The sequence below is a fragment of the Bradyrhizobium sp. cir1 genome (assembly GCF_014198245.1).
Classification (GTDB): domain Bacteria; phylum Pseudomonadota; class Alphaproteobacteria; order Rhizobiales; family Xanthobacteraceae; genus Bradyrhizobium.
The window spans coordinates 71,865-92,493 of the sequence record NZ_JACIHE010000019.1 but is presented as its reverse complement, the minus strand read 5'-3'; the positions used below and the strand labels follow the sequence as shown (position 1 = coordinate 92,493).

Sequence of the window (20,629 nt, the reverse complement as noted above, 5' to 3'; positions counted from 1 at the left end):
ATCAGGCCTGACCTGACGCAGGCGCACTTGCCGGCTGAGTGCGCCCGCTCGTCGTCGCGATCCAGATCCCGGCGAACACCGCGACGATGCCGGCTGCGAGATTCCAGCGTAGCGGTTCGTGCAGCAGCCAGGCGCCAACCAGCGAGGCCGTGATCGGATTGACCGTCACCGAGATCGCGACCCGCGTCGGTGTCGTGCGCTCCAGCGCGAAGGCCCAGAGATAGAAGGTCAGCGCCGCGCCGAACGCGCCGAGGTAAGAGCCCGCCAGCCATTGCGGCGTGCCGAAGCCGGCGACCGGCGCAAAGCTGCCGCGGGCATAGGAGAGCAGGATGAGGCACGCCGCTCCCGCCGCCATGCTCATGGTCGTGAACGCGATCGGACCGGAGCGCCGGATCAGCGGCTTCGACCAGATGCCGTAGAGCGCCATGCACAGCGCCGCCGCCATCATCAGGAGATCGCCGCGCCAGGCGCCTGACGGCGCCGAGGCGAGGTCGGAGAGCAGCGCGACCGCAACGCCAGACGTCGCGATCACGACACCGATCGACTTGCGCCAGGTCAGGGCTTCGGCGCCGAGGGCGGCCCCGATCACCAGCGACAACAGAGGAAGCGTCGACAGAGCGAGCGCGCCGCGCGCGGCGGTCGTGAAGATCAGTGACGCGTTGAACAGGATCGGGAACAGCGCAAAGAACAGGATGCCGAGTCCGATTGCGGCGGCCCAGTCGCCTCGCCCCGGCCAGCGATCGCCGCGCAGCAGAGTCAGCGGCAGCAGCAGGAGAAAGCCGATGCCGAACCGGAACGAGCCGATCGCCAGCGGATCGATGCTGTTCACGAGGTAGCGCGTGGCGCCGATCGAAGTCCCGCCGAGGCCGCTCGACAACACGGCCGCCAGAACGCCGGAGATCTCGCCCATGCTTGCTCCCGTTGATGCCTTGAAAGCAGCATAGGAGGCGCGCCGAAACAGGGAATGGAATTTCCGTCATGCCAGGATAAGCTTTCGTCATGAGCGCACCTGTTCTCGATCCCGACCTGCTGAAGGCCTTTCTCGCGGTCGACGAGCATCGTTCGTTCACGCGCGCGGCCCATGCGCTCAATCGCACGCAGTCGGCGGTGAGCGTCCAGATCAGGCAGCTGGAGGAGCGGCTCGGCACCAAGCTGTTTCAGCGCACCAGGGCTGGCGTCGTGCCGACCGCGACGGGCGAAGAGTTGCGCGCCTATGCGCGGCGCCTTCTCGCGCTCAATGCGGAGGCGGTCGGGGCGGTCCGCGCACGCAAGGCTGACGCCGTGGTGCGCCTCGGCGTGATGGACGACTACGGCACCATCATCATTCCGCCCCTGCTGGCGAGCTTCGCCAAGCACTATCCACTGGTCCGGGTCGAGATCGAGACGGGACTGACCGCGACGATGCCGGCGCGGCTCGGCGATGCCTACGATCTCGTCATCGCCATGCATCCGCAAGGATGCGGCGACGGCGAGCTATTGAGGCGCGAGCAGGCGGTCTGGGCGGCCGCCTCGTCCTATCGGGCCGCGGCGCGGCGTCCCCTCCCCATGGCGCTCTATCCGCGGGGCTGTCTGTTTCGCCAATGGGCTGCGGAGGCGCTCGACACCGCGGGCCTGCCCTGGCGCCTCGCCTATGTCAGCTGGACGCTCGCAGCGGTCGAGACGATCGCGGCTCAAGGTCTTGCAGTGACAGTGGTGAAGGCCGGGACCTTGCCATCGAGCCTTCGCGCGCTGTCCGATCGTGACGGCATGCCGCCGTTGCCGGCGGCGGAGATCCGCCTCCACCGCGCGCGCGACCTGTCGTCCGCAGGCTCTCGTCTGGCGGATCATTTGCAACGGGCAATTTCGGAATTGGGCGCCATATAACGGTAGATCGCGAAAGGTTGTGGCCCTATACGGCCTGCTTTGCGAAACGCGCGGACCGAACCGGAACGGATGAGCTTGTGAACATTTCCTTCTATGACCTTTCGGTATGGGTGCTACCACTGGTGCTCGCCATCACCTTCCACGAAGCCGCGCACGCCTTCGTCGCGCACCGTCTCGGCGACAACACGGCCTGGCAGCTGGGTCGCGTCAGCTTCAATCCTATCAAGCACATCGATCCCTTCGGCACCGTGATCCTGCCGGCGATGCTGCTGTTTGCGCATTCGCCGTTTCTGTTCGGCTATGCCAAGCCGGTGCCGGTGAATTTCCGCAAGCTCAACAACCCCAGGCTCGACATGGTCTGGGTGGCGCTGGCCGGGCCCGCGACCAACATCCTGCTGGCGCTGGCGGCGGCCCTTGCCCGGCGTGCGGTGCCCTTCGCACCGGCGGGGGCGGAGCAATGGATCCTCGACAACCTCAACAATGCGCTGGTCATCAACGCGATCCTGGCCGTCTTCAACATGATGCCGATTCCGCCGCTCGACGGCGGCCGCGTCGCGGTCGGGCTGCTGCCCCGCCCCCTCGCGTTGCCGCTGGCCCGGCTCGAGCCATTCGGTATGCTGATCCTGATCGGCCTCTTGATCCTGCTGCCGCTGGCGGGCTCGCAGTTCGGTCTAAATCTTGATGTTATTTCAGCAATACTGGGAACGTTGACCGGTTATGTGATTCAGGCTGTTCTCTTCCTGACCGGCAATGCGTAGTTGAACAGAACACCCGAAGACACGCCGAAGGGCCAGAGGCCGACTTGGTCAAAGCTGCCGATATGCTGATCGCGCGACGCGCCGACACCCGTGCCCGCGCCGATTTCGCCACCTGGAAGATGATGGCCAAGCTCAACGGGGCGTCCGCGCTGCCACCGGAAGCCCAGGAGTTCCTCAGCAGCTACAAGAACCTGCTGGCCCAGATGAGCGAGGGCGAGGCCACCGAGGCCACCATCGGTGCGATCTACAGGGCCTATTATGCCGAGATGGGCGGCGGCGGAACTCCGCCCGATGTCCGCCCCCGCCATGCCGAGCCGGCGGCGGACAATGTTACCGCCTTCCGACGCCCGGCACCGAAACCGAAGACGACCAACTTTTTCGGGGCTGGCACGGCCGCGGGAACCCAGAAACGGCCCCTCCCGGTGGCGCTGATCTTCGCCTGCCTGGTGGTGGTCTATGTCGGGATCCGGTATTACTGGCGCTGAGCCTGAGCCGACTTCTTCTTTTTCTTTTCGTCCGCCGGCTTGAAGATGATGGGAACGATGCGTTCGATCCGATCCTCGATCAGCGCGGCAGGCGGCGTCGGGAACGGATCTGATTTGTGGACCATGGAGATCGCGGCGGCATCGTAAGCCGCATCTCCAGACGACTCCACCACGTCAACCGAGATCACGTTCCCTCTTCGATTGAGCGCGAAGCTCACCTTTACAGTCTGATTATTGGGCTCCTTGCCCTCCGGATTGACCTTGTGCGCCGAAAGGTGCGCGCTGATCTTCCGGTTCCAGTCGGCCGTCAGCTTCAGGAGGTCCTTGCCGATCCCGAGCACCGGCGCCATGGCCTTCTCGGCCTCGCGCGTGGCGTCCTCGAAGGTTTGCCGCTCCATGGCGACCGACTTCTGCGATGCTTCCATGGCCGGCGTTTCGACCGCGGCCAGCTTCGGATCGTCGTCCTGCTCCTTCTTCGGCTTGTTCTCGGTGACGATCCGGTCGGCCTCCTCGACCTGTTGCGGCCGGTCCTGGGGAAGATCCGTCTCCTTGACCTCGGCCTTTTGCTCGGGCAACGCCGGGCGCTCTTCCTGCTCGTCGGAGTCCGTCGGCCCAGGCGGCATATCGGTCTCGCGCGCCGGCGGCGACGTCATCTCGACTGCGAACTCCGCTCCCGCAGCCCCCAGCCCTTCGTCACCGTCATCGGCCTGCAGGTTTGCGAGCGCGAGCGCGGCCCCACCGACATGGAGCGCGACCGCCGCGATGGCGGCCAGGATCCACAGCCTCCGGGATGGTCTGGGTTCGTGCTCGGCGCTGGACATGGCGATCCCTATGGCTGCGCCGTGCCCGCGGCGGCCGGTCCCGCCTGCCCGGCCGGACCTTCCAGCGCAACCAGCTTGACCCGTGAGTAGCCGCCGGAGCGCAACAGCTCCATGACGCCCATCAGCTCACCATAGGGCACGGAGCGATCCGCGCGCAGGAAGACGTATTTGTCCTTGCTCATGTCGGACATTGAATCGAGCGTGGCGATCAAATCGGCGCGGTGCACGGAGTCCTCTCCGATCGCCAGCGTCAGATCGCGCTTGATGCTGAGATAGGTCGGCTTGTCCGGCTTCTTCTGCGGCGTCGCGCTCGAGGTCGGCAGGTCGATCGGCAGATCGACCGTCGAGAGCGGCGCTGCGACCATGAAGATGATCAGCAGCACCAGGATGACGTCGATGAACGGCGTGACGTTGATGTCATGCGTTTCCGAGAAATCGTCGTCGTCATCATTGTCTGCGAGCGAGACGGCCATGGTTCACTCCGCTGCGCGCGAATGCACGCTGCCGTGGCTGCGGTCGAGATCGCGCGAGAGCAGCCGGGCCGCCGCGCCCGAGGCACGGCTGACCAGCTCGAGATAGCTCTTCGTCACGCGCGAGAAGTGATTATAGATGATGACGGCGGGAATGGCGGCGACGAGGCCGATCGCAGTGGCGAGCAGCGCCTCGGCGATGCCGGGCGCGACCACGGCGAGGTTCGTGGTCTGCGACTTCGAGATGCCGATGAAGCTGTTCATGATGCCCCAGACCGTGCCGAACAGGCCGACGAAGGGGGATGTGGAGCCGACCGTCGCGAGCACGCCCATGCCGATGCGGATGCGCCGCGCCTCCGCGCGCACGATCTCCTGGAAGCTCGAGGCTGCGCGCTCCTTGATGCCGGCATCGCTGGACAGGCCGGCCGACATCCGCGCCTCGCGCAGCGCCGCCGCCAGGAACGACGGCAGGATGCCCTCCTTGGCGCCGAGCGCCATCTGGGCTTCGGCGAGCGAGCGCGCCTCCGCGATCTTCTTCAGCGCCGAACGAAGCTTCGCCGAGGCGACCGACAGCTCGATCGACTTCGCGATCAGGACCGTCCAGGTCATGAGCGATGCAAAGGCGAGCCCGATCATCACCGCCTTCACGATGACGTCCGCCGACATGAACATCACCCAGGGCGACAATTCCTTCATGGCCGGGGCCACGGATACAGCCTCGGACTTCGCAGCCGTCGGTGCGGAAGCCGTGGGAGCCGCGGCGGCCGAGGGAGCCGCAGGCGCCGCCACGGGAGCGGTAACGGGCGCAGGCGCGGTTGCCGATGGCGCCGCCGCCGGAGCGGGCGCGGCCGGCTGAGCCTTCGACTGGGCCGGCGCCGGCGCGGCCGGCTGGGTTTGTGTCTGGGCAGAAACAGGCGATACGAGCCAGGCGGCCGCCAGAAGGACGGCTGCCGCAAGGCTGGCTTGGAACGTTGTGGTCTTCATACTTCGGCCCAGTAGCGAATGAGGTTGTGATAGATACCCGTCAATTTGACCGTTTCGGGATCGTCACGCCCGAGCCGTTCCACCAGCGCCTGTATCGCGGTGTCGAGGTCAAAGATCATGCTCCGGGCTTGATCGTCCCGTACCATGCTCTGAAGCCAGAAGAAAGACGCAACCCGCACCCCCCTCGTCACCGGCGTGACCAGGTGGAGGCTGGTCGAGGGATAGAGCACGCAGTCGCCGGCTGGCAACTTGACTTCGTGCGAACCGTAGGTGTCCTCGATCACAAGTTCGCCACCGTCGTAGTCCTCCGGCTCGGCGAGGAACAGCGTCACCGACAGGTCTGTGCGGATGCGAAGGCCGGTCAGACGGTCGCCGCGGATCGCATTGTCGACATGCAGGCCGAAATGGTGGCCGCTATCGGCCGCATAGCGGTTGAACAACGGCGGGAAGATCTGGAGCGGAACTGCCGCCGCGATGAAGCGCGGGTTCGACGTCAGCGCCGAGATGATGCGGTTGCCGAGCTTGCGCGCGACCTCGCTGTCCGGCGGCAATTGCTCGTTGCGCTTGACCATGGCCGACTGTGCGCCCGCGGTGGAGCGGCCGTCTTCCCACGCGCTGGCGTCCATGATGCGGCGGAAATCCGCCACATCATCTTTGCTCAGAATGCCGGGCAGGCACGTCAACATGATCAGAACTTCGCCGTGGTCACGAGGTAGAAGGCCCGGCCCGGTGCGACCGCCACGAACGGTACGTTGCTGCGGTAGAACGAGTCGTAATAGAGCTTGTTGGTCAGGTTCTGCGCGTAGAACTTCATGGTCCAGTTCTGGTCGATCTTCTTTTCGACGAACGCATCGAAACGCCAATAGCTCGGCAGCTCGTTGGTATTGGCCGCGAAGGTGCCGCCATAGACCTTGGAGCGATAGACCGCCTGGCCGCCAAGCTCCCAGCCGTCGTCGAACTTGTACTTGGTCAGCATGCTGAACGACTGGTGGGCGATGTTGGCAAGCTGGAGGCCGAGATTCGAGGCAACGCCGCTCTGCGTGACCTTGGACTGCATCAGCACCAGGCCGCCGAAGATGCTCCAGCGATCGGTGATCTTACCCTCGGCTTCGATGTCGATGCCCTGAATCCTGTAGGCAGCGCCCGAGGTCAGCAGGCCGTTGACGGTCTCGCGCGCGTTGTCCTTGGTGGTCTGGAACAGCGCGCCGGTCACCAGCAGGTGGCGGTCGGCGAGCTCCCATTTGGTGCCGAGCTCGATCGCCTTGTTGCGCTCGGGCCCGAGCAAGAGGGTCGAGTTGGGGGGAACGCCGCCGTAATCGGTGCCGGTCGCGTCAAGCTCCGAACCGAACGGATTGGCCGAGGTCGCATAGGCTGCATAGACGCTGCCGATCGACATCGGCTTGTAGACCAGGCCGACATTGTAGTTCACGAGATCGGCGTTCTGCTTCACGAAGCTCGAATTGTTCGACGCACTCTGGCTGTAGCCGTCGTAGCGCACGCCGCCGTTCACGATGATCGTGTCCTGCCAGTTCGCGGTGTCCATGACATACACGCTGCTGGTGTTGACGCCGTAGCGCGTCGGGTTTCCGAGCAGCGAGGGAATGCCGAACGGAATGTTGGTGTATTGCGGGGCATAGAGATTGACCCCCGTCACGGCGCCGGAGCTCGTGAAGGCGGAGCCGGACAGTTCGGACGCGAGGCCGGCATAACGGTCGATCGAGATGTTCTCGTTCGAATATTCGACGCCGAACACCGCAGTGTGCTTGACCCCGCCGGTGTCGAGCTTGAACGTGGCCTCGTTCTGGTTGGCCCATACATCGACGTTCTGGTAACGGCTCTGCGCGCTCGCCGTCGTGGTCCAGAGCAGCGGATTGGGGCTGGTCGTGTTCGGGTTCTGCGGCAGCGTGCCGATGTAGTTGAGCAGCGAGTGCTCGCCGCGCACCTTGCTGGTCAGCGTGATGGCCTCGTTGACCTTGTACTCGATCGTGCCGGTGCCGAAATCCTGCCGCGCGGTCTGGAAGTCGCGGTTGAGGAAGCCGTACCAGTTGCCACGCGGAATGCCCGCCGACGTCACCGGCACGTTGCCCTGCTTGTAATAAGGCACGCCGAAATCGGGATAGCCGCTGAGGTCGGTGTGAACGTAGTTCGTCGTGATCTTGATGTCGTTGGTCGGGGTGTACTTGGTCGAGATGAAGGTGCCCCAGCGATTGTCGGTCACGTAGTCGCGTCCGGCGACGTTGGCGTCCTGGAACAGACCGCCGGTGCGCACCGAGAAGGTCGGGTCGATGACCTGGTTGACGTCGAGCGTGACGCGCTTGGTCCGGTCGGTGCCGAACTCGGTATCCATGCGCTTGAAGTTGACGTCGCCTGCCTGCTTGGTGACGATGTTGATGGCGCCGCCGGCGGTGCCGCGGCCGGCATAGGACGAGGCCGGACCGCGCAGGATCTCGATCTGCTCGGTGAAGAAGTTCTCGCGGATGGAGACCGCGGGATCGCGAATGCCGTCGATGAAGACGTCGTTGCGCGCGTCGAAGCCGCGGATGAAGAAGCGGTCACCGAACGCGTTGCCGCCCTCGCCCGAGCCGAGCGTCACGCCGGCGGTCGAGCGCCCGATCTCCTTCAGCGTCGTGGCGTTCTTGTCCTCGAGCACTTCCTTGCTGAGCACCGTGATGGACTTGGGCGTGTTCAGCATCTTCTCGGGAAACTTGCCCGAAGCCTGGACGTGGTCGACCTTGTAGGGCTCGGCCGGATCAGAATAGGGATTGCGGTCCACTTCGCCGGCCGGCGCCGCGGGAGCAGCCTGCTGCGCCGCCTGCTGCCGCTGCGCGGCGCGGCGAAGCGCGTTGCGCGCGCGGACCTGATCGGGTGTCGGCTTCGAGGCCGTCGGACGCGGCCGCTGCACCGGAGCATCGACCGTCACCGGCGGCAGGTTCGACTGCTGCGCCTCTGCGCCGCTCGAGACCGACGCCGCCGCGATCAGGCTCGCGACCGCCGAAACCTTCTTGCCAGAAATCCCCGAGAACTTTTCATCCACCGGATCGAATGCTGCGACCGAACGCAACGACTTCGGTGCGACCACCTGCCCCATTACAACACGCCCCATCTTCATGCTCGCTCATTCACTTCGATGAGCAATCGAGACTGTTGGTATCGGCGGCAAAATAGTGGGTCAATGCGGGCAAGCCGCGAGAGCCTTTGAATAAGTCCAGATCAAAACGATTCTAAACCGAAGTTTGAAACGGTTCTAAAAATAGATTGGACTCGTTCTAAAGCGTTCGCGAAAAATGCCGCCGGAATGGCGGCGATGCTCACACCATCAATCGCTGCTCGGCGGCTTCATCAGCGAGAACAATTCGTCGACGGTCTTCTGCGCGACGGCACGCACACGATCTGTGCTGTCCATGCCGGCGATGTTGACGCCATTGACCACGGCTTTGATCTCGTCGCGGAAGTCAGTGAGGAAGCGCAAGGGATCGCGCTGCTCGTTGGCAACGCGTGCAATCAATCCCGTGATCAGAATCTGGCAGGCGATCAGCTTGCCGTTCAATTCGTCCATCCTGCGCTCCCTTTGTGGCGGCGCCGATATGGACGATGCGGATTTTCCTGACAACCGAAACGGGACCTGCGCGATTTAGAACCGTTCTTGCAAACTGCGCAGACGAAGGTGCTTCGCCAGCCTCGCCACATCCCCCGCGAGCATTGCCTTATTTTTACTCGCCGGTCGCTTGCGATGGGAAAATGCAGCACTGCACACCGGCGCGCCAGAGAGTTGCCTAGGCGGTGCAAAGCTTTCCAATTGTTTAGATTTCTCACCCGATAGTGCTGTTTACACTGGAACTTGGCGTGTATTATACAAACGCCCTGGAACCCTACGATTGCCCCAAAATTCGTAAGCTAGGGCACAAGAGCCGACACGAGCCGATATGAAAAAAACACGGCCGATCCTCTGGATTCTGATCCTCGCGGTCGTGGCCTCCGCGGGTTATTATGGTTGGCAGAAATACGGCTCGCCGGACGCCGGAAAATCCCAGACAGCGCAGAAAGGTCCGCCTCGCGCGCCGGCCGTTCCCGTGAGCGTGGCGCCGGTCCAGAAGGTCGACTTCCCGGTCTATCTGACCGGTCTCGGCACGGTTCAGGGCTTCAACACCGTCCAGGTCCGCACCCGCGTGGACGGCCAGATCGACAAGATCGCCTTCACCGAAGGCCAGATCGCCAAGGAGGGCGAGCTCCTGGCCTCGATCGATCCCCGCCCCTATCAAGCCACGCTCGACCAGGCCAAAGCCAAGAAGGCGCAGGACGAGGCTAGCCTGGCCAATGCCAATCTCGAGCTGCAACGTGCCATGAAGCTCGGCGAATTCGCCACCGCACAGCGGGTCGACACCCAGCGTTCCACCGTCGCCCAGCTCACTGCCCAGATCGCCGCCGACGAAGCCGCAATCGCCAACGCCCAGACCCAGCTGGACTACACCCAGGTCAAGGCGCCGATCACCGGCGTCGCCGGCCTGCGCCAGGTCGACGTCGGCAACATCGTCAACGCCTCGACACAGACCGGGATCGTCACGATCTCGCAGGTCGAGCCGATCTCGGTGATCTTCACCGCGCCGGAAGACCAGCTTCCCTACATCAGCGAAGGACAGAAGGCCGGCGCGCTCAAGGTGATCGCGTTCACCACCGACGGCAAGAAGACGCTGGCCGAGGGCAAGCTCGCGGTCATCAACAACCAGGTCGACACCACCAGCGGGACTATTCGGCTCAAGGCTGTGTTCGACAACAAGGACCACACGTTATGGCCGGGACAGTCGGTGTCGACGCGCCTGCTGGTGCGGACGCTGAAGGATGCGACCGTAGTTCCGGATGACGCGGTCCAGCATTCGACCAATGGCCTCTACGCCTACACCGTCAATCAGGACAACAAGGCCGAAGTGCACAAGATCAAGGTCAGCTACGCCATCGACGGCCGTTCGGTCGTCGACGAAGGGCTCTCGCCCGGGCAGCAGGTGATCACTGGCGGTCAATTCAAGGTGCAGCCGGGAAGCCTCGTCTCGACGGCGGTGGCAAGTTCGGATCCGGCCCAGAACAAGGTACGACGGGAATGACCGAGGGCGGGATTTCGGCACCTTTCATCCGTTATCCCATCGGCACCTCGTTGCTGATGGCCGGCATCCTCTTCGTCGGTCTCGTCGCCTATCCCCTGCTGCCGGTTGCGCCGCTGCCGCAGGTGGACTTCCCGACCATCCAGATCACCGCCAATCTGCCGGGCGGCAGCCCCGAGACGATGGCTTCGTCGGTGGCCCAGCCGCTGGAGCGCCAGTTCGCCCAGATCCCGGGCATCGCCCAGATGACCTCGACGAGTTATCTCGGCACGGCGTCGATCACCATCCAGTTCGACCTCAACCGCAGCATCGACGGCGCCGCCAACGATGTGCAGGGCGCGATCAACGCCGCCAGCGGCCAGCTGCCGAAGAACCTGCCCTCGCCGCCGACCTACCGCAAGGTCAACCCGGCCGATGCGCCGATCCTGCTGCTGTCGGCGACGTCGGAGACACTGCCTCTGACCAGCGTCAGCGACGCGGTCGACGCCCAGCTCGCCCAGCAGATCAGCCAACTGTCCGGCGTGGCCCAGGTCTTCATCGGCGGCCAGCAGAAGCCTTCCATCCGGATTCAGGTCGACCCGGCGAAGCTGGTCGCCAAGGGCCTGTCGATGGAGGACGTGCGCAGCCAGATCGCAATCACCACGGTCGACAGTCCGAAGGGCAATATCGACGGCGAGAAGCGCGCCTACACGATCTACGCCAACGACCAGCTCACCCAGTCCAAGGACTGGAACGACGTCATCATCGCCTATCGTAACGGCGCCCCGTTGCGGATCCGCGACATCGGCCAGGCGGTCAGCGGCGCCGAAGACGCCAAGCAGGCGGCCTGGGCCAACGGCAAGCGCGGCGTGTTCCTGGTGATCTTCAAGCAGCCGGGCGCCAACGTCATCGAGACCGTCGACAGGATCAAGGCGACCCTGCCCCGCCTCGTGGCCGCGATCCCGCCCGCGATCAAGATCGAGCTCATCAGCGACCGCACCACGACCATCCGCGCCGCAGTCGAGGACGTCCAGTTCACGCTGCTGCTGACCATCGCCCTCGTGGTCATGGTCATCTTCATCTTCTTGCGCAGCTTCTGGGCCACTGTCATCCCCACCATCACGGTTCCGCTGGCGCTATTGGGCGCGTGCGCGCTGATGTGGGTCGCCGGCTATTCGCTCGACAATCTGTCGCTGATGGCGCTCACCATCGCGGTCGGCTTCGTCGTCGACGACGCCATCGTGATGCTGGAGAACATCACGCGCTACATCGAGGAAGGCGAATCGCCGATGGCGGCGGCCTTCCGTGGCTCCAAGGAAATCGGCTTCACCATCGTGTCGATCAGCATCTCGCTGGTCGCGGTGCTGATCCCGCTGCTGCTGATGGGCGGCATCATCGGCCGCCTGTTCCGCGAATTCGCCGTCGTGCTGGCGATGACCATCTTCGTCTCGATGTTCGTGTCGCTGACCCTGACGCCGATGATGGCCTCGCGCTTCCTGCGCGCCCATGGCGAGGTGCAGCACGGCCGCTTCTATCAATGGAGCGAGCGCGCCTTCGATTCGATGCTGCGCGGCTACGAATATGCCCTCGACCATGCCCTGGCCTGGCGACGCACCACGCTCGCGATCTTCTTCGCCACGCTCGGCCTGTCGATCTACCTGTTCGTCCTGATCCCGAAGGGCTTCTTCCCGCAGCAGGACGTCGGCCTGATCACCGCGACCTCGGAAGCCTCGCAGGACATTTCGTTCAAGGAGATGCAGCGCCGCCAGGTCGAGCTCGGCAAGATCGTGATGGAAGACCCCGACGTCGCCACGATCGCGATGAACATCGGCGGCAGCGGCCGCGCCGGCAACAACGGCAACATGTTCATCACGCTGAAGCCGCGCAACGAGCGCGAGGCCTCGGCGCAGCAGATCATCGCGCGGCTGCGTCCCAAGCTCGAGAAGGTGTCCGGCGCCCGCCTCTACATGCAGGCGGCCCAGGACGTCCGCCTCGGCGGCCGGCCGACGCGTACGCAGTTCGAGTTCACCTTGCAGGATGCCGATCTCGCCGAGCTCAACGACTGGGCACCGAAGATCCTGGCCAAGATGCAGACGCTGCCGGAGCTGCGCGACGTCGCCACCGACCAGCAGACCCAGGGCACCACGGTCCAGCTCAAGATCAACCGAGACACCGCATCGCGCTACGGCATCCAGCCGCAGCTGATCGACGACACGCTGTATGACGCGTTCGGACAGCGGCAGGTCACGCAGTATTTCACCCAGCTCAACACCTACAAGGTGATCCTCGAGATCCTGCCGGAGCTGCAGGGCAATCTCGACAGCCTGAACAAGCTCTATCTGAAATCGCCGCTGACCGGCGACCAGGTGCCGCTGTCGACCTTTGCGACCTGGACCACCGATCCGGTCCGCCCGCTCTCGATCAGCCACCAGGGCCAGTTCCCGGCGATCACGATCAGCTTCAATCTCGCGCAAGGCACCGCGCTCGGCCAGGCCACCGAGGCCGTGCAGAAGGCGATGGCCGAGCTCGGCGCACCGCCGACGCTGAATTCGAGCTTCCAGGGCACCGCGCAGGCGTTCCAGCAATCGCTCGGCACCGTGCCGCTCCTGATCCTCGCCGCCCTCGTCGTGGTCTATTTGATCCTCGGCATTCTCTACGAGAGCTACATCCACCCGATCACGATTCTGTCGACCCTGCCCTCGGCCGGCGTCGGCGCGCTCGCGATCCTGATGGCGGCCGGCTTCGACTTCAGCCTGATCGCATTGATCGGCATCATTCTCCTGATCGGCATCGTGAAGAAGAACGGCATCATGATGGTCGACTTCGCGATTGCCGCCGAACGCGACGAGCACAAGACGCCGGCCGAATCGATCCGCCAGGCCGCGCTGCTGCGCTTCCGCCCGATCATGATGACGACGATGGCGGCCCTGCTCGGCGGCGTGCCGCTGATGCTCGGCCACGGCACCGGCGCCGAGATCCGCCAGCCGCTCGGCTATGCCATGGTCGGCGGCCTGATCGTCAGCCAGGCGCTGACGCTGTTCACGACGCCGGTCGTCTATCTCTATCTCGACGAGCTCAACAACTGGTTCTCGGGCTGGGGCCGTACGGGTGACGGCGAAGGCCACGAGACGCACGAGCACGGCACCGTCAAGGAAGCCGCCGAGTAAGCTTGCGCCGCGGCTCCCGCGACGCTACAGCGAGACCCCGGTTCACGCCAACGCGGTCTCGCCATGCCCATGCAATCCAGACTTGTCGCTCTCGCCGCTGCCCTCCTGTTGTCGGCGGGCGCCGCGCATGCCCAGCAGGCCGCCAAGAAGAACGCAGCGCCCGCCCCGGCCGCGCAACCGGCACCCGCGCCAACGCAGCCGCAGACTGACGGTGCTCCCGGACAGCCCGGCTGGATCGTCCGCTGCACCAGCGCCAGCCGCGACGCGCCGCTCGAATGCGCGATGGAGCAGAACGCGGTGCTGACCAAGACCGGCCAGACCGTCATCCTGATCAACATCCGTATCGCGCCCGACACCCGCACGCCGATCGCGCTGCTGCAATTGCCGCTCGGCCTCAACCTTCCCGTCGGCGCCAAGCTCCAGGTCGACGAGGGCAAGACGACCGATCTCCAGATCCAGACCTGCGAGAACCGCGGCTGCTACGCCTCGACGCCGATCGCAGCGGACCTGCTCGCAGCGTTGCGGTCGGGCAAGCAGCTGAAGGTCTCCTTCCAGAACATGGCCAAGGAGACGATCGCGATCCCGATGCCGCTCGGCGATTTTGCGGCCGCCTACGACAAGATCAAGTAAGGGCCATCTTGATCGCCGACTGCCGCAGCGCGAGCGCGGCCGCCGTGCCTGACAGCACGCTCTTGCCGACCTGGAGCACCGTCGCGAAGTCCGAGACTTCCAGTGTGAGCTCGATCGACTGCTCGGCGAGCAGGATGGTCAGGCCCTCGCGATGCAGGCGGCCGAAGGTCTCGTACATGGACTCCACGACGGCCGGCGCAAGGCCAAGCGAGGGCACGTCCAGCATCAGGAGCTTCGGATCGCTCATCAGCGCGCGGCCGACCGCGAGCATCTGCCGCTCGCCGCCGGCCATGGTGCCGGCGCGCTGGTTGCGGCGTTCCTTCAGGCGCGGGAAGATCTCGTAGACGCGTTCGAGCAGCGTCGCCTGGCGCGACTTGTCGTGCAGCGGCGTCGCGCCTAACATCAGATTGTGCTCGACGCTCCGCCTTGTGAAAAAGGCGGGACTGCAGGTCCCGCCTTCGCGTGATCACCAGCCCTTGTAGGGCAGCATCGGCGACTTCTGGGCATTGGCCTTGGGCCACACCGAGACGTAGTTTTCGCCGTCCTGAAGCTGGATGATATAGGCCGAGGCCAGGATGTTCTGGCCCTTGTCGTCGAACTTCACACCTTTGTAGCCCAGGATGAGCTGCTCGGGCTTGAGGTCGGTCGCCTTCAGCGCGGCCTGGATCTTGGCCGGATCGGTCGAGCCGGCGCGGTCGATGGCGTCGACCAGCACGAAGAAGCCCTGCATCTGGCGGCCGACGGTGTCGTCCATCTCCTCGCCGCTCTTCTTCTTGTACATGTCGGCGATGATGGCAGACGGCGATCCGGACGGACCCACCGCCCAGGACGAGCGGTTGAAGACGCCTTGTGAGAGCTTGCCGACCGCCTTCATGAAGGACGGATCGGAATAGCCGGCGTCGTCCGCGAGCAGCAGCGGCGGCTTGTAGTCGAGCGACTGCATCGTCTTGGCGAACAGGATCGCGTCCGAGGTGTAGCTGATCATCAGCACGACGTCGGGCTTCTTCTCCTTGAGCTGAAGCACCTGGGCCTGCACGTCGGTGGCGTTGACGGCATAGGCGATGTCGATGACGCCGCCGCGCCCCTTCTCCTTGAATCCGGAGGCGATCGTGTTGGCGACCGATGTGCCGTACTCGGTGTTGTCATGGACCAGCGCGATGCTGTCTGTCTTGGCGCCGGCTGCCTTCATGTCGGTGAGGAATTCGTCATAGATGCGGACGAAGTCCGGCGCGATCGGCGTGGTGCGGAAGAACCATTTGAAGCCGCGCTCGGTGAGATTGGCGGCAATCGATTCCGGCGTGAGGAACGGGATGCCGTATTTCTCGGCAATCGCGCTCGAGGTCAGCGTGATGCCGGACTGATAGGCGCCGAGGATGGCGGCGACCTTCTCTTCGGTGATCAGGCGCAGCGCCTGGTTCTGCCCTGTCGCCGGGCTGCCCTGGTTGTCGGCGAACACCACCTCGACCTTGGCGCCGCCGAGGCCGGCAAGGCCGGCATTCTTCGCCAGCGGAAGACTGCCGAGCTCCGGATGCGCGTTGTTGATGATGTCCATGGCGACCTCGAGCGCCGCCTTGGCGTGCGCGCCGATCGAGGCCGTGCCGCCGGACATCGGCAGGATCGCGCCGATCTTGACGACCTTGTCCTGCGCCTTTGCGCCCGAGACGAGCGCAAGCGACATCGCGGCCGCGCAAAGCAGCCCCGTGACCTGCTTCAATGTCATGAAATCAGACCTCCCAAAGGGTTTCCCCAACCAAGTTTTCTGGAGAGCTTGGGCGAAACGCCTGCCTCCGTTTGATTATGCCTGGCTGCGGGAGGATGGTGTGCCGACCGGCGACCGGCAAGGTGAAACGGCCTGCGACGATGCTGCATAAGGCATTGCGCATTCAATCTGAAGTCGCTTTGCGTGAGCGTGACAACTCCGACGAGGACCGCCGGTACAAGAACGTGTAGCCCGGGTGAGCGAAGCGACACCTGGGACAACAGCGGCCGCATCACCGGATGTCGCTTCGCTCATCCGGGCTACGGGTCTTCCGGCTCCACTTCGCTCAACTCATTACGTCGCTCGCCCGCAGCAGCGTCGTGAAGCCGCCATAGATCATGCGCTTGCCGTCGAACGGCATGTCGCCGCACTTGAGCCGCGGGTCCGCCATCACCTTCTTGTTGACGGCGTCGCGCGTCTCTCGATCGCGATAGACGATCCAGGAGAACACGACGACCTCACCTTCCTTCGCCATCACCGCACGCGGAAACGACGTCAGCTCGCCATAGGGGACGTCATCGCCGATGCACTCGACATAGTCGAGCGCGCCATGCTCCATCCAGACCGCGCAGGCCGTTCGCGCCAGGGCCTTGTAGGCCTCGATCTTGTCCGCCGGGACAGCCAGCACGAAACCATCGACATAGGGCATTCCTGATCTCCTTGGGTTGTCTGTCTCCCAAGGACGACGGGGCGCGCGGCGGGCCGACGTCGAAGACGCCATTTCCACTGAGGCAATCCGTCGCGAGCAACCATGCGACACGGCGGTTTCCCAGAATGGTACGGCGCCGGAGCTGACGAAATCAGGATCTGGGAAAGCCCGGAACTGGCTGGGGAACCTGGACCCTGAGGACCCCCAGCAAAATTTCAATGATTTCAACAAAGGCATGATTCAAAACAGCTTTTCACACCGAGCGGTTACGAGTAGTGGTTACGAGTCACGGTTTACGAGGACTCGAATGTCGATCGCCACGAACATCCAAAAACGTCCAGGTCGCACGTCCTACTACGTCCGCGTTGGCGTGCCCCTGAGGCTTCAGCCGGTCCTCAAGCGCAAAGAGATTTGGCAGTCCCTCAAGACCAGCGATCCCAGGCAAGCGCGTGATCGAGCGGCGCCTGTCATCGCATCGTTCCGTGCGCGGTTCGCTGACCTAGAGCAGCGCCGGGAGCCGTCCCCCGCCGATCTCCAGGCCTCGGTGTGGTCGCACTATGAGACCGAGCTGAACCGCGACGCCCAGGCACGCGCGGCGCTGCCAACAGACGTGGCGTTGCGTGGGGCAACCGACAATCTCGCAGCCGATATCGAGGCGGGCCACGTGCCCTGGTCCAGCGACCCGTTGGTGCAGCTCAACGCGACTATTGACCTGATCGTCATGAGGGACGCCGCGAAGATGGATCGCGAGCGCCGCACCATCCAGCTTGCCCACCTCAGGAAGCATCTGGCAGCCGGCGAGACGGCCCTGATCGAATGGAAGGCCGATGAGGTGATCCAGAGCGAGCGGCTTCTGATCGTTAAGGGCTCGCCGGCATATCGCGACCTTTGCCAGCGATTGCAGCGAGCACAGGTCCAGGTCCTGGAGCGCGCGGCCGAACGCGATGCCGGCAACTGGACCGGTGCCCCCTCTGACCCGATCGTCGTGCCGGCCGATCTCACACTGGGCAAACGGGTTGCCGCGCCGGGGGAAACCCTGATGGAGCTTTACGACAAATTCAAAGCTGAGCGGATTGGGGACGCGCGGCCTGACACCTGGGATCAGAACCGCAAGATTGTGAAGCTCTTTGCCGAGTTCGTCGGTGAGGTGTCGCACGTCTCGGTGATCACGCGCAAAGCGGTTCGCAACTGGAAGCAAGAGCTGGCACGATGGCCGGTGAAAGCGGCCGACAGCAAGGCATTCGAGGGCATGTCGTTCCGCAAGGTGATTGAAGCTAACGAGACGGTCAAAAAGCCGACGATCAGCCAGAAGTCGATCAACAAATATCTAGCAGCGCTCGGCAGCTTCGCGCGATGGCTGCTGCAAAACGAGTATATCGACGACGACGTGATGAGCGGAATGTATCTGTCGATCGACAAGCGGCGGAAGAATCGTTTCCCGTTCACCGGCGATCAGCTCAAGGCGATCTTCAATTCGCCGCTGTTCGGTTCATGCCTTGGCGACGATGCTGAGCACAAGCCGGGCAACGTTGCGGTCAGGGATTGGCGCTACTGGATACCCTTGATTGCAATCTACTCTGGTGCGCGACTAGGCGAGCTGTGCCAGCTGCTGACGGCCGATGTGCGGCAGCTTCATGGAGTGTGGATTTTCCATATCACCGAGGTCGGGGACGAGGACGGCTCCGCCAAATCCACCAAGACAGGCGGCTCAATGCGCGTGGTGCCGGTGCATTCCAGGCTGATCGAGCTGGGCTTCATCGATTATCATGCCGGCATGGTAGCCCGTGGCGAGCAGCGATTGTTTCCAGAGGCGGAACGCGACAAGCGCGGCTACTTCGGCGGGGCCTCGAAATTCTTCAATGCCTACTTCAAGGCCGTCGGTGTGAAGGTGGACAGACGTGTTAACTTCCATTCGTTCCGCCACAACGTTGCTGACGCCTTCCGCGCGGCCGGCTTTTTGGACGAACAACACGGCGTGTTGCTAGGCCATACCAAGGCCAGCACCACCGGCCGATATGGCGTGCTGCCGGAAGGCCCACTTCGCGACCGCGCAACGATGATTGAGGCGATCGGTTACGCTGAAGCGTTACCTTGTCAGTTTGTTGGTTAGCCGGTCCAGAATGTTACCCTGCTTTTCAGCAGCTTGCTTGCACGAAACGACTACATCTCTCGCCGCATCGACGAATTGGACTACGGCATCGAATGCCTTCACCCTCTTTAGCAACTCGGCATCTCTTTCATCGAGTTCGATCATCCTGCCATCAGAACGCACGCGACGGGTGACCCGGTCGTCTGATCTCCGCACCAACTGGACGTAATAGGAATTGGCCTCTTCCTGCGCGCTTCGGCCAAAGCGAGTCGTCGCGAGATCGATTCCGACAAATGCCTCTGAGTAGAGGTTCCCTATGGTGAGCAGGGCTACGCTCTTGGTGATCCAAAAAAACTGAAGTGAAGGCTTGCCATTCGCCGGGACACGTATGCTCAGGCCACCAATGTGGTTGCGTAAGAAGTCGAAGGGCTGCTCACGAACAGATCCTGCTTCTCTCGATCGTAGCATCTGTTCAAGCGTCGGAACTATCCACTCTCGCTCAACTAAGCTGCGATTGATGGCGAATGCCATTCTGATTACATCATCTGTATTCGAGCGGATTGCAACAGCATCGAGCAACGCTTGCGGGCCAATAGTCGGGCTACGACATATAAAAACCGCAGCAAAGTATTCCTGAAACGAACGGTGCGTGAATGAAAAGTCTGTCCCTTCGATTTGAATCAAGCATGTAGACTCAATCATATCGCTAGTGAGATCGTCGATATCAATTTCGAGGCGCTCTAGTTCAAGCGCCTTACCTAACGCCTCACGGAATTCAGTTCGTGTAAAAGAAAATCGCTCTTGCAGGTATGTGACCATGCAGAAGGCCGACATGCAATTTCGAAACTCGTCGACCGACAGATTGGAGTATGTTTTCCGTTTGTAAACACCTTCCTTTTGTGTGTCGTGTATCGAAAATAGTGCATCAAACGCTTTTTCATAAAACACGTGACGCTTCGTCGGAATGTGACCAGTTTGCTCAAAGGTGACGAGCATCATGATGCAGAGGAGAGGGTTCGATAAAAAAGTCCTGTGAGTTTGAAAAAGTCGGGATCGAGTCTCTTTTAGAAACTTCTCTTTGATCTTGGCGTCGTAGTCGAGTTTCTCGATTAGTTCGGTTGCTTGCGCTTCCTCCATCGGCTCAACATAAATGGTGCTGAATGCCTCCCAACTTTCGACACGACGATCGGGGTCGGGCCGGCTGGACAGGATGATTTGCAGCTCCGGACACTGCTCTCGCAGCTTGATGATTTGGGTTTCGACCGATTTACGATCATTGTGGTTGATTTCGTCGAAGCCATCAAGAACGAGCGAAAAGACGCCGGCCTTTAGGCTCTCGAGAAACTGCGCTTCGGTGATCGTCGCATTCGAACCAATCAGGTTATAGTAGAGAAATTCTTTGACGTCTTTTTTCTCTGAGGCATTTATGTCGCGGAGCTCGAAGAAGAGCGGTATTTGAGAACGATTGGCATTACAAAGCGCGAGGAACAGATGCCGCATGAACATCGATTTGCCGCTGCCTGCATTGCCTGCGACTACTATACTCGCATTTTTCGCCAAGCTCTCGACGAACGTCTCGTCCGACATGACGGAGCCGCGCACGCGTAGGCGCGTCTGAACATAGATGTCGTAAATGTAGGTAGGATGGTCGCGGTTTATAATTGGCGTTCGAACATGCGAGCATCTCTTGATTTTTGCTTCCGTGTATTTTGTAAGATCTTTCGAAATGAACGAAAGTATTTTGGTGACGCCTCCTCGTAGGCCTGCCGAGACTGCTGAAAGAGCATTTTTGATTTGCCCCTCAATCACGGTGGCTGCCATTTTGGCAAAGTCGATATCCGGTGTCATTGTGGCTCTTGAAAAATTGAAAAGCGAGGCAATC

The 20,629-nt window shown here is 62.7% G+C and carries 17 protein-coding genes and 1 pseudogene; 7 read left to right on the top strand and 11 right to left on the bottom strand.

What is annotated here, in order from left to right; genetic code table 11:
• Position 1 precedes the first annotated feature (1 nt).
• On the bottom strand, positions 2–910 hold the full coding sequence (locus GGD63_RS30035) for a DMT family transporter (RefSeq protein WP_183247349.1): 909 nt from the start codon (positions 908–910) through the stop codon (positions 2–4).
• Positions 911–999: 89 nt separating this feature from the next.
• Between GGD63_RS30035 and GGD63_RS30030 the strand changes: the two genes are divergently transcribed.
• The 3 genes from GGD63_RS30030 (at position 1,000) to GGD63_RS30020 (ending at position 3,106) form a co-directional block, all read left to right on the top strand.
• The gene (locus tag GGD63_RS30030) at positions 1,000–1,863 is read left to right on the top strand and encodes a LysR family transcriptional regulator (protein WP_183247347.1); all 864 of its coding nucleotides are present in this window, start codon (positions 1,000–1,002) and stop codon (positions 1,861–1,863) included.
• Between the two features lie 77 nt (positions 1,864–1,940).
• Positions 1,941–2,621, top strand: a complete 681-nt coding sequence (locus GGD63_RS30025) for a site-2 protease family protein (RefSeq protein WP_183247346.1) — start codon at positions 1,941–1,943, stop codon at positions 2,619–2,621.
• A gap of 62 nt (positions 2,622–2,683) precedes the next feature.
• On the top strand, positions 2,684–3,106 hold the full coding sequence (locus GGD63_RS30020; protein WP_183247514.1) for a hypothetical protein: 423 nt from the start codon (positions 2,684–2,686) through the stop codon (positions 3,104–3,106).
• Here GGD63_RS30020 and GGD63_RS30015 read toward each other — a convergent pair.
• From GGD63_RS30015 to GGD63_RS29990, 6 genes are all read right to left on the bottom strand, one after another.
• A complete protein-coding gene (locus tag GGD63_RS30015; protein ID WP_183247344.1) occupies positions 3,094–3,927 on the bottom strand; it encodes a TonB family protein in 834 nt (277 codons plus the stop codon). The genes GGD63_RS30020 and GGD63_RS30015 overlap by 13 nt on opposite strands.
• An 8-nt stretch (positions 3,928–3,935) precedes the next feature.
• Complete coding sequence (gene exbD, locus GGD63_RS30010; protein WP_183247342.1) at positions 3,936–4,400, bottom strand: TonB system transport protein ExbD; 465 nt, start codon at positions 4,398–4,400, stop codon at positions 3,936–3,938.
• A 3-nt stretch (positions 4,401–4,403) separates the two neighbouring features.
• Positions 4,404–5,381, bottom strand: coding sequence for a tonB-system energizer ExbB (gene exbB / locus GGD63_RS30005; RefSeq protein WP_183247340.1), 978 nt, complete (start codon positions 5,379–5,381; stop codon positions 4,404–4,406).
• Positions 5,378–6,067 (bottom strand): Fe2+-dependent dioxygenase, encoded by a 690-nt coding sequence (locus GGD63_RS30000; RefSeq protein ID WP_183247338.1) that lies wholly within the window; start codon positions 6,065–6,067, stop codon positions 5,378–5,380. The genes exbB and GGD63_RS30000 overlap by 4 nt, the downstream gene beginning before the upstream one ends.
• 2 nt (positions 6,068–6,069) lie before the next feature.
• Positions 6,070–8,469, bottom strand: coding sequence for a TonB-dependent siderophore receptor (locus GGD63_RS29995; RefSeq protein ID WP_183247512.1), 2,400 nt, complete (start codon positions 8,467–8,469; stop codon positions 6,070–6,072).
• Between the two features lie 228 nt (positions 8,470–8,697).
• A complete protein-coding gene (locus GGD63_RS29990; protein WP_027571757.1) occupies positions 8,698–8,937 on the bottom strand; it encodes a hypothetical protein in 240 nt (79 codons plus the stop codon).
• Positions 8,938–9,304: 367 nt separating this feature from the next.
• Between GGD63_RS29990 and GGD63_RS29985 the strand changes: the two genes are divergently transcribed.
• The 3 genes from GGD63_RS29985 (at position 9,305) to GGD63_RS29975 (ending at position 14,250) form a co-directional block, all read left to right on the top strand.
• Entirely contained in the window at positions 9,305–10,477 is a 1,173-nt protein-coding gene (locus GGD63_RS29985) for an efflux RND transporter periplasmic adaptor subunit (protein WP_183247336.1), read from the top strand.
• The gene (locus GGD63_RS29980) at positions 10,474–13,620 is read left to right on the top strand and encodes a multidrug efflux RND transporter permease subunit (protein WP_183247334.1); all 3,147 of its coding nucleotides are present in this window, start codon (positions 10,474–10,476) and stop codon (positions 13,618–13,620) included. The genes GGD63_RS29985 and GGD63_RS29980 overlap by 4 nt, the downstream gene beginning before the upstream one ends.
• 63 nt (positions 13,621–13,683) lie before the next feature.
• The gene (locus tag GGD63_RS29975) at positions 13,684–14,250 is read left to right on the top strand and encodes an invasion associated locus B family protein (protein WP_183247332.1); all 567 of its coding nucleotides are present in this window, start codon (positions 13,684–13,686) and stop codon (positions 14,248–14,250) included.
• On the opposite strand, the pseudogene GGD63_RS29970 reads toward GGD63_RS29975, so the two are convergent.
• The 3 genes and pseudogenes from GGD63_RS29970 to GGD63_RS29960 form a co-directional block, all read right to left on the bottom strand.
• Positions 14,243–14,674: pseudogene (locus GGD63_RS29970) on the bottom strand (ATP-binding cassette domain-containing protein); the annotation flags it as partial. The gene GGD63_RS29975 and the pseudogene GGD63_RS29970 overlap by 8 nt on opposite strands.
• A gap of 42 nt (positions 14,675–14,716) precedes the next feature.
• Entirely contained in the window at positions 14,717–15,970 is a 1,254-nt protein-coding gene (locus tag GGD63_RS29965; RefSeq protein WP_183247330.1) for an ABC transporter substrate-binding protein, read from the bottom strand.
• Positions 15,971–16,295: 325 nt separating this feature from the next.
• Positions 16,296–16,658: a DUF1428 domain-containing protein gene (locus tag GGD63_RS29960; RefSeq protein ID WP_183247328.1), complete on the bottom strand. Its 363-nt coding sequence runs from the start codon at positions 16,656–16,658 to the stop codon at positions 16,296–16,298.
• 307 nt (positions 16,659–16,965) lie between these two features.
• Here GGD63_RS29960 and GGD63_RS29955 point away from each other — a divergent pair, with 307 nt between their 5' ends.
• Complete coding sequence (locus GGD63_RS29955; protein ID WP_183247325.1) at positions 16,966–18,768, top strand: site-specific integrase; 1,803 nt, start codon at positions 16,966–16,968, stop codon at positions 18,766–18,768.
• Here the strand turns inward: GGD63_RS29955 and GGD63_RS29950 are convergent.
• Positions 18,745–20,595 (bottom strand): NACHT domain-containing NTPase, encoded by a 1,851-nt coding sequence (locus GGD63_RS29950; RefSeq protein ID WP_183247323.1) that lies wholly within the window; start codon positions 20,593–20,595, stop codon positions 18,745–18,747. The two genes, GGD63_RS29955 and GGD63_RS29950, sit on opposite strands and share 24 nt — an antisense overlap.
• Positions 20,596–20,629: the final 34 nt, after the last annotated feature.

Bases quoted from the DNA above. Each gene is read 5' to 3' on its own strand.
- GGD63_RS30035 (WP_183247349.1), bottom strand. From the start codon at position 910: ATGGGCGAGATCTCCGGCGTTCTGGCGGCCGTGTTGTCGAGCGGCCTC.
- GGD63_RS30030 (WP_183247347.1), top strand. From the start codon at position 1,000: ATGAGCGCACCTGTTCTCGATCCCGACCTGCTGAAGGCCTTTCTCGCG.
- GGD63_RS30020 (WP_183247514.1), top strand. From the start codon at position 2,684: ATGCTGATCGCGCGACGCGCCGACACCCGTGCCCGCGCCGATTTCGCC.
- GGD63_RS30015 (WP_183247344.1), bottom strand. From the start codon at position 3,927: ATGTCCAGCGCCGAGCACGAACCCAGACCATCCCGGAGGCTGTGGATC.
- exbD (WP_183247342.1), bottom strand. From the start codon at position 4,400: ATGGCCGTCTCGCTCGCAGACAATGATGACGACGACGATTTCTCGGAA.
- exbB (WP_183247340.1), bottom strand. From the start codon at position 5,381: ATGAAGACCACAACGTTCCAAGCCAGCCTTGCGGCAGCCGTCCTTCTG.
- GGD63_RS30000 (WP_183247338.1), bottom strand. From the start codon at position 6,067: ATGTTGACGTGCCTGCCCGGCATTCTGAGCAAAGATGATGTGGCGGAT.
- GGD63_RS29995 (WP_183247512.1), bottom strand. From the start codon at position 8,469: ATGGGGCAGGTGGTCGCACCGAAGTCGTTGCGTTCGGTCGCAGCATTC.
- GGD63_RS29990 (WP_027571757.1), bottom strand. From the start codon at position 8,937: ATGGACGAATTGAACGGCAAGCTGATCGCCTGCCAGATTCTGATCACG.
- GGD63_RS29985 (WP_183247336.1), top strand. From the start codon at position 9,305: ATGAAAAAAACACGGCCGATCCTCTGGATTCTGATCCTCGCGGTCGTG.
- GGD63_RS29980 (WP_183247334.1), top strand. From the start codon at position 10,474: ATGACCGAGGGCGGGATTTCGGCACCTTTCATCCGTTATCCCATCGGC.
- GGD63_RS29975 (WP_183247332.1), top strand. From the start codon at position 13,684: ATGCCCATGCAATCCAGACTTGTCGCTCTCGCCGCTGCCCTCCTGTTG.
- GGD63_RS29965 (WP_183247330.1), bottom strand. From the start codon at position 15,970: ATGACATTGAAGCAGGTCACGGGGCTGCTTTGCGCGGCCGCGATGTCG.
- GGD63_RS29960 (WP_183247328.1), bottom strand. From the start codon at position 16,658: ATGCCCTATGTCGATGGTTTCGTGCTGGCTGTCCCGGCGGACAAGATC.
- GGD63_RS29955 (WP_183247325.1), top strand. From the start codon at position 16,966: ATGTCGATCGCCACGAACATCCAAAAACGTCCAGGTCGCACGTCCTAC.
- GGD63_RS29950 (WP_183247323.1), bottom strand. From the start codon at position 20,595: ATGACACCGGATATCGACTTTGCCAAAATGGCAGCCACCGTGATTGAG.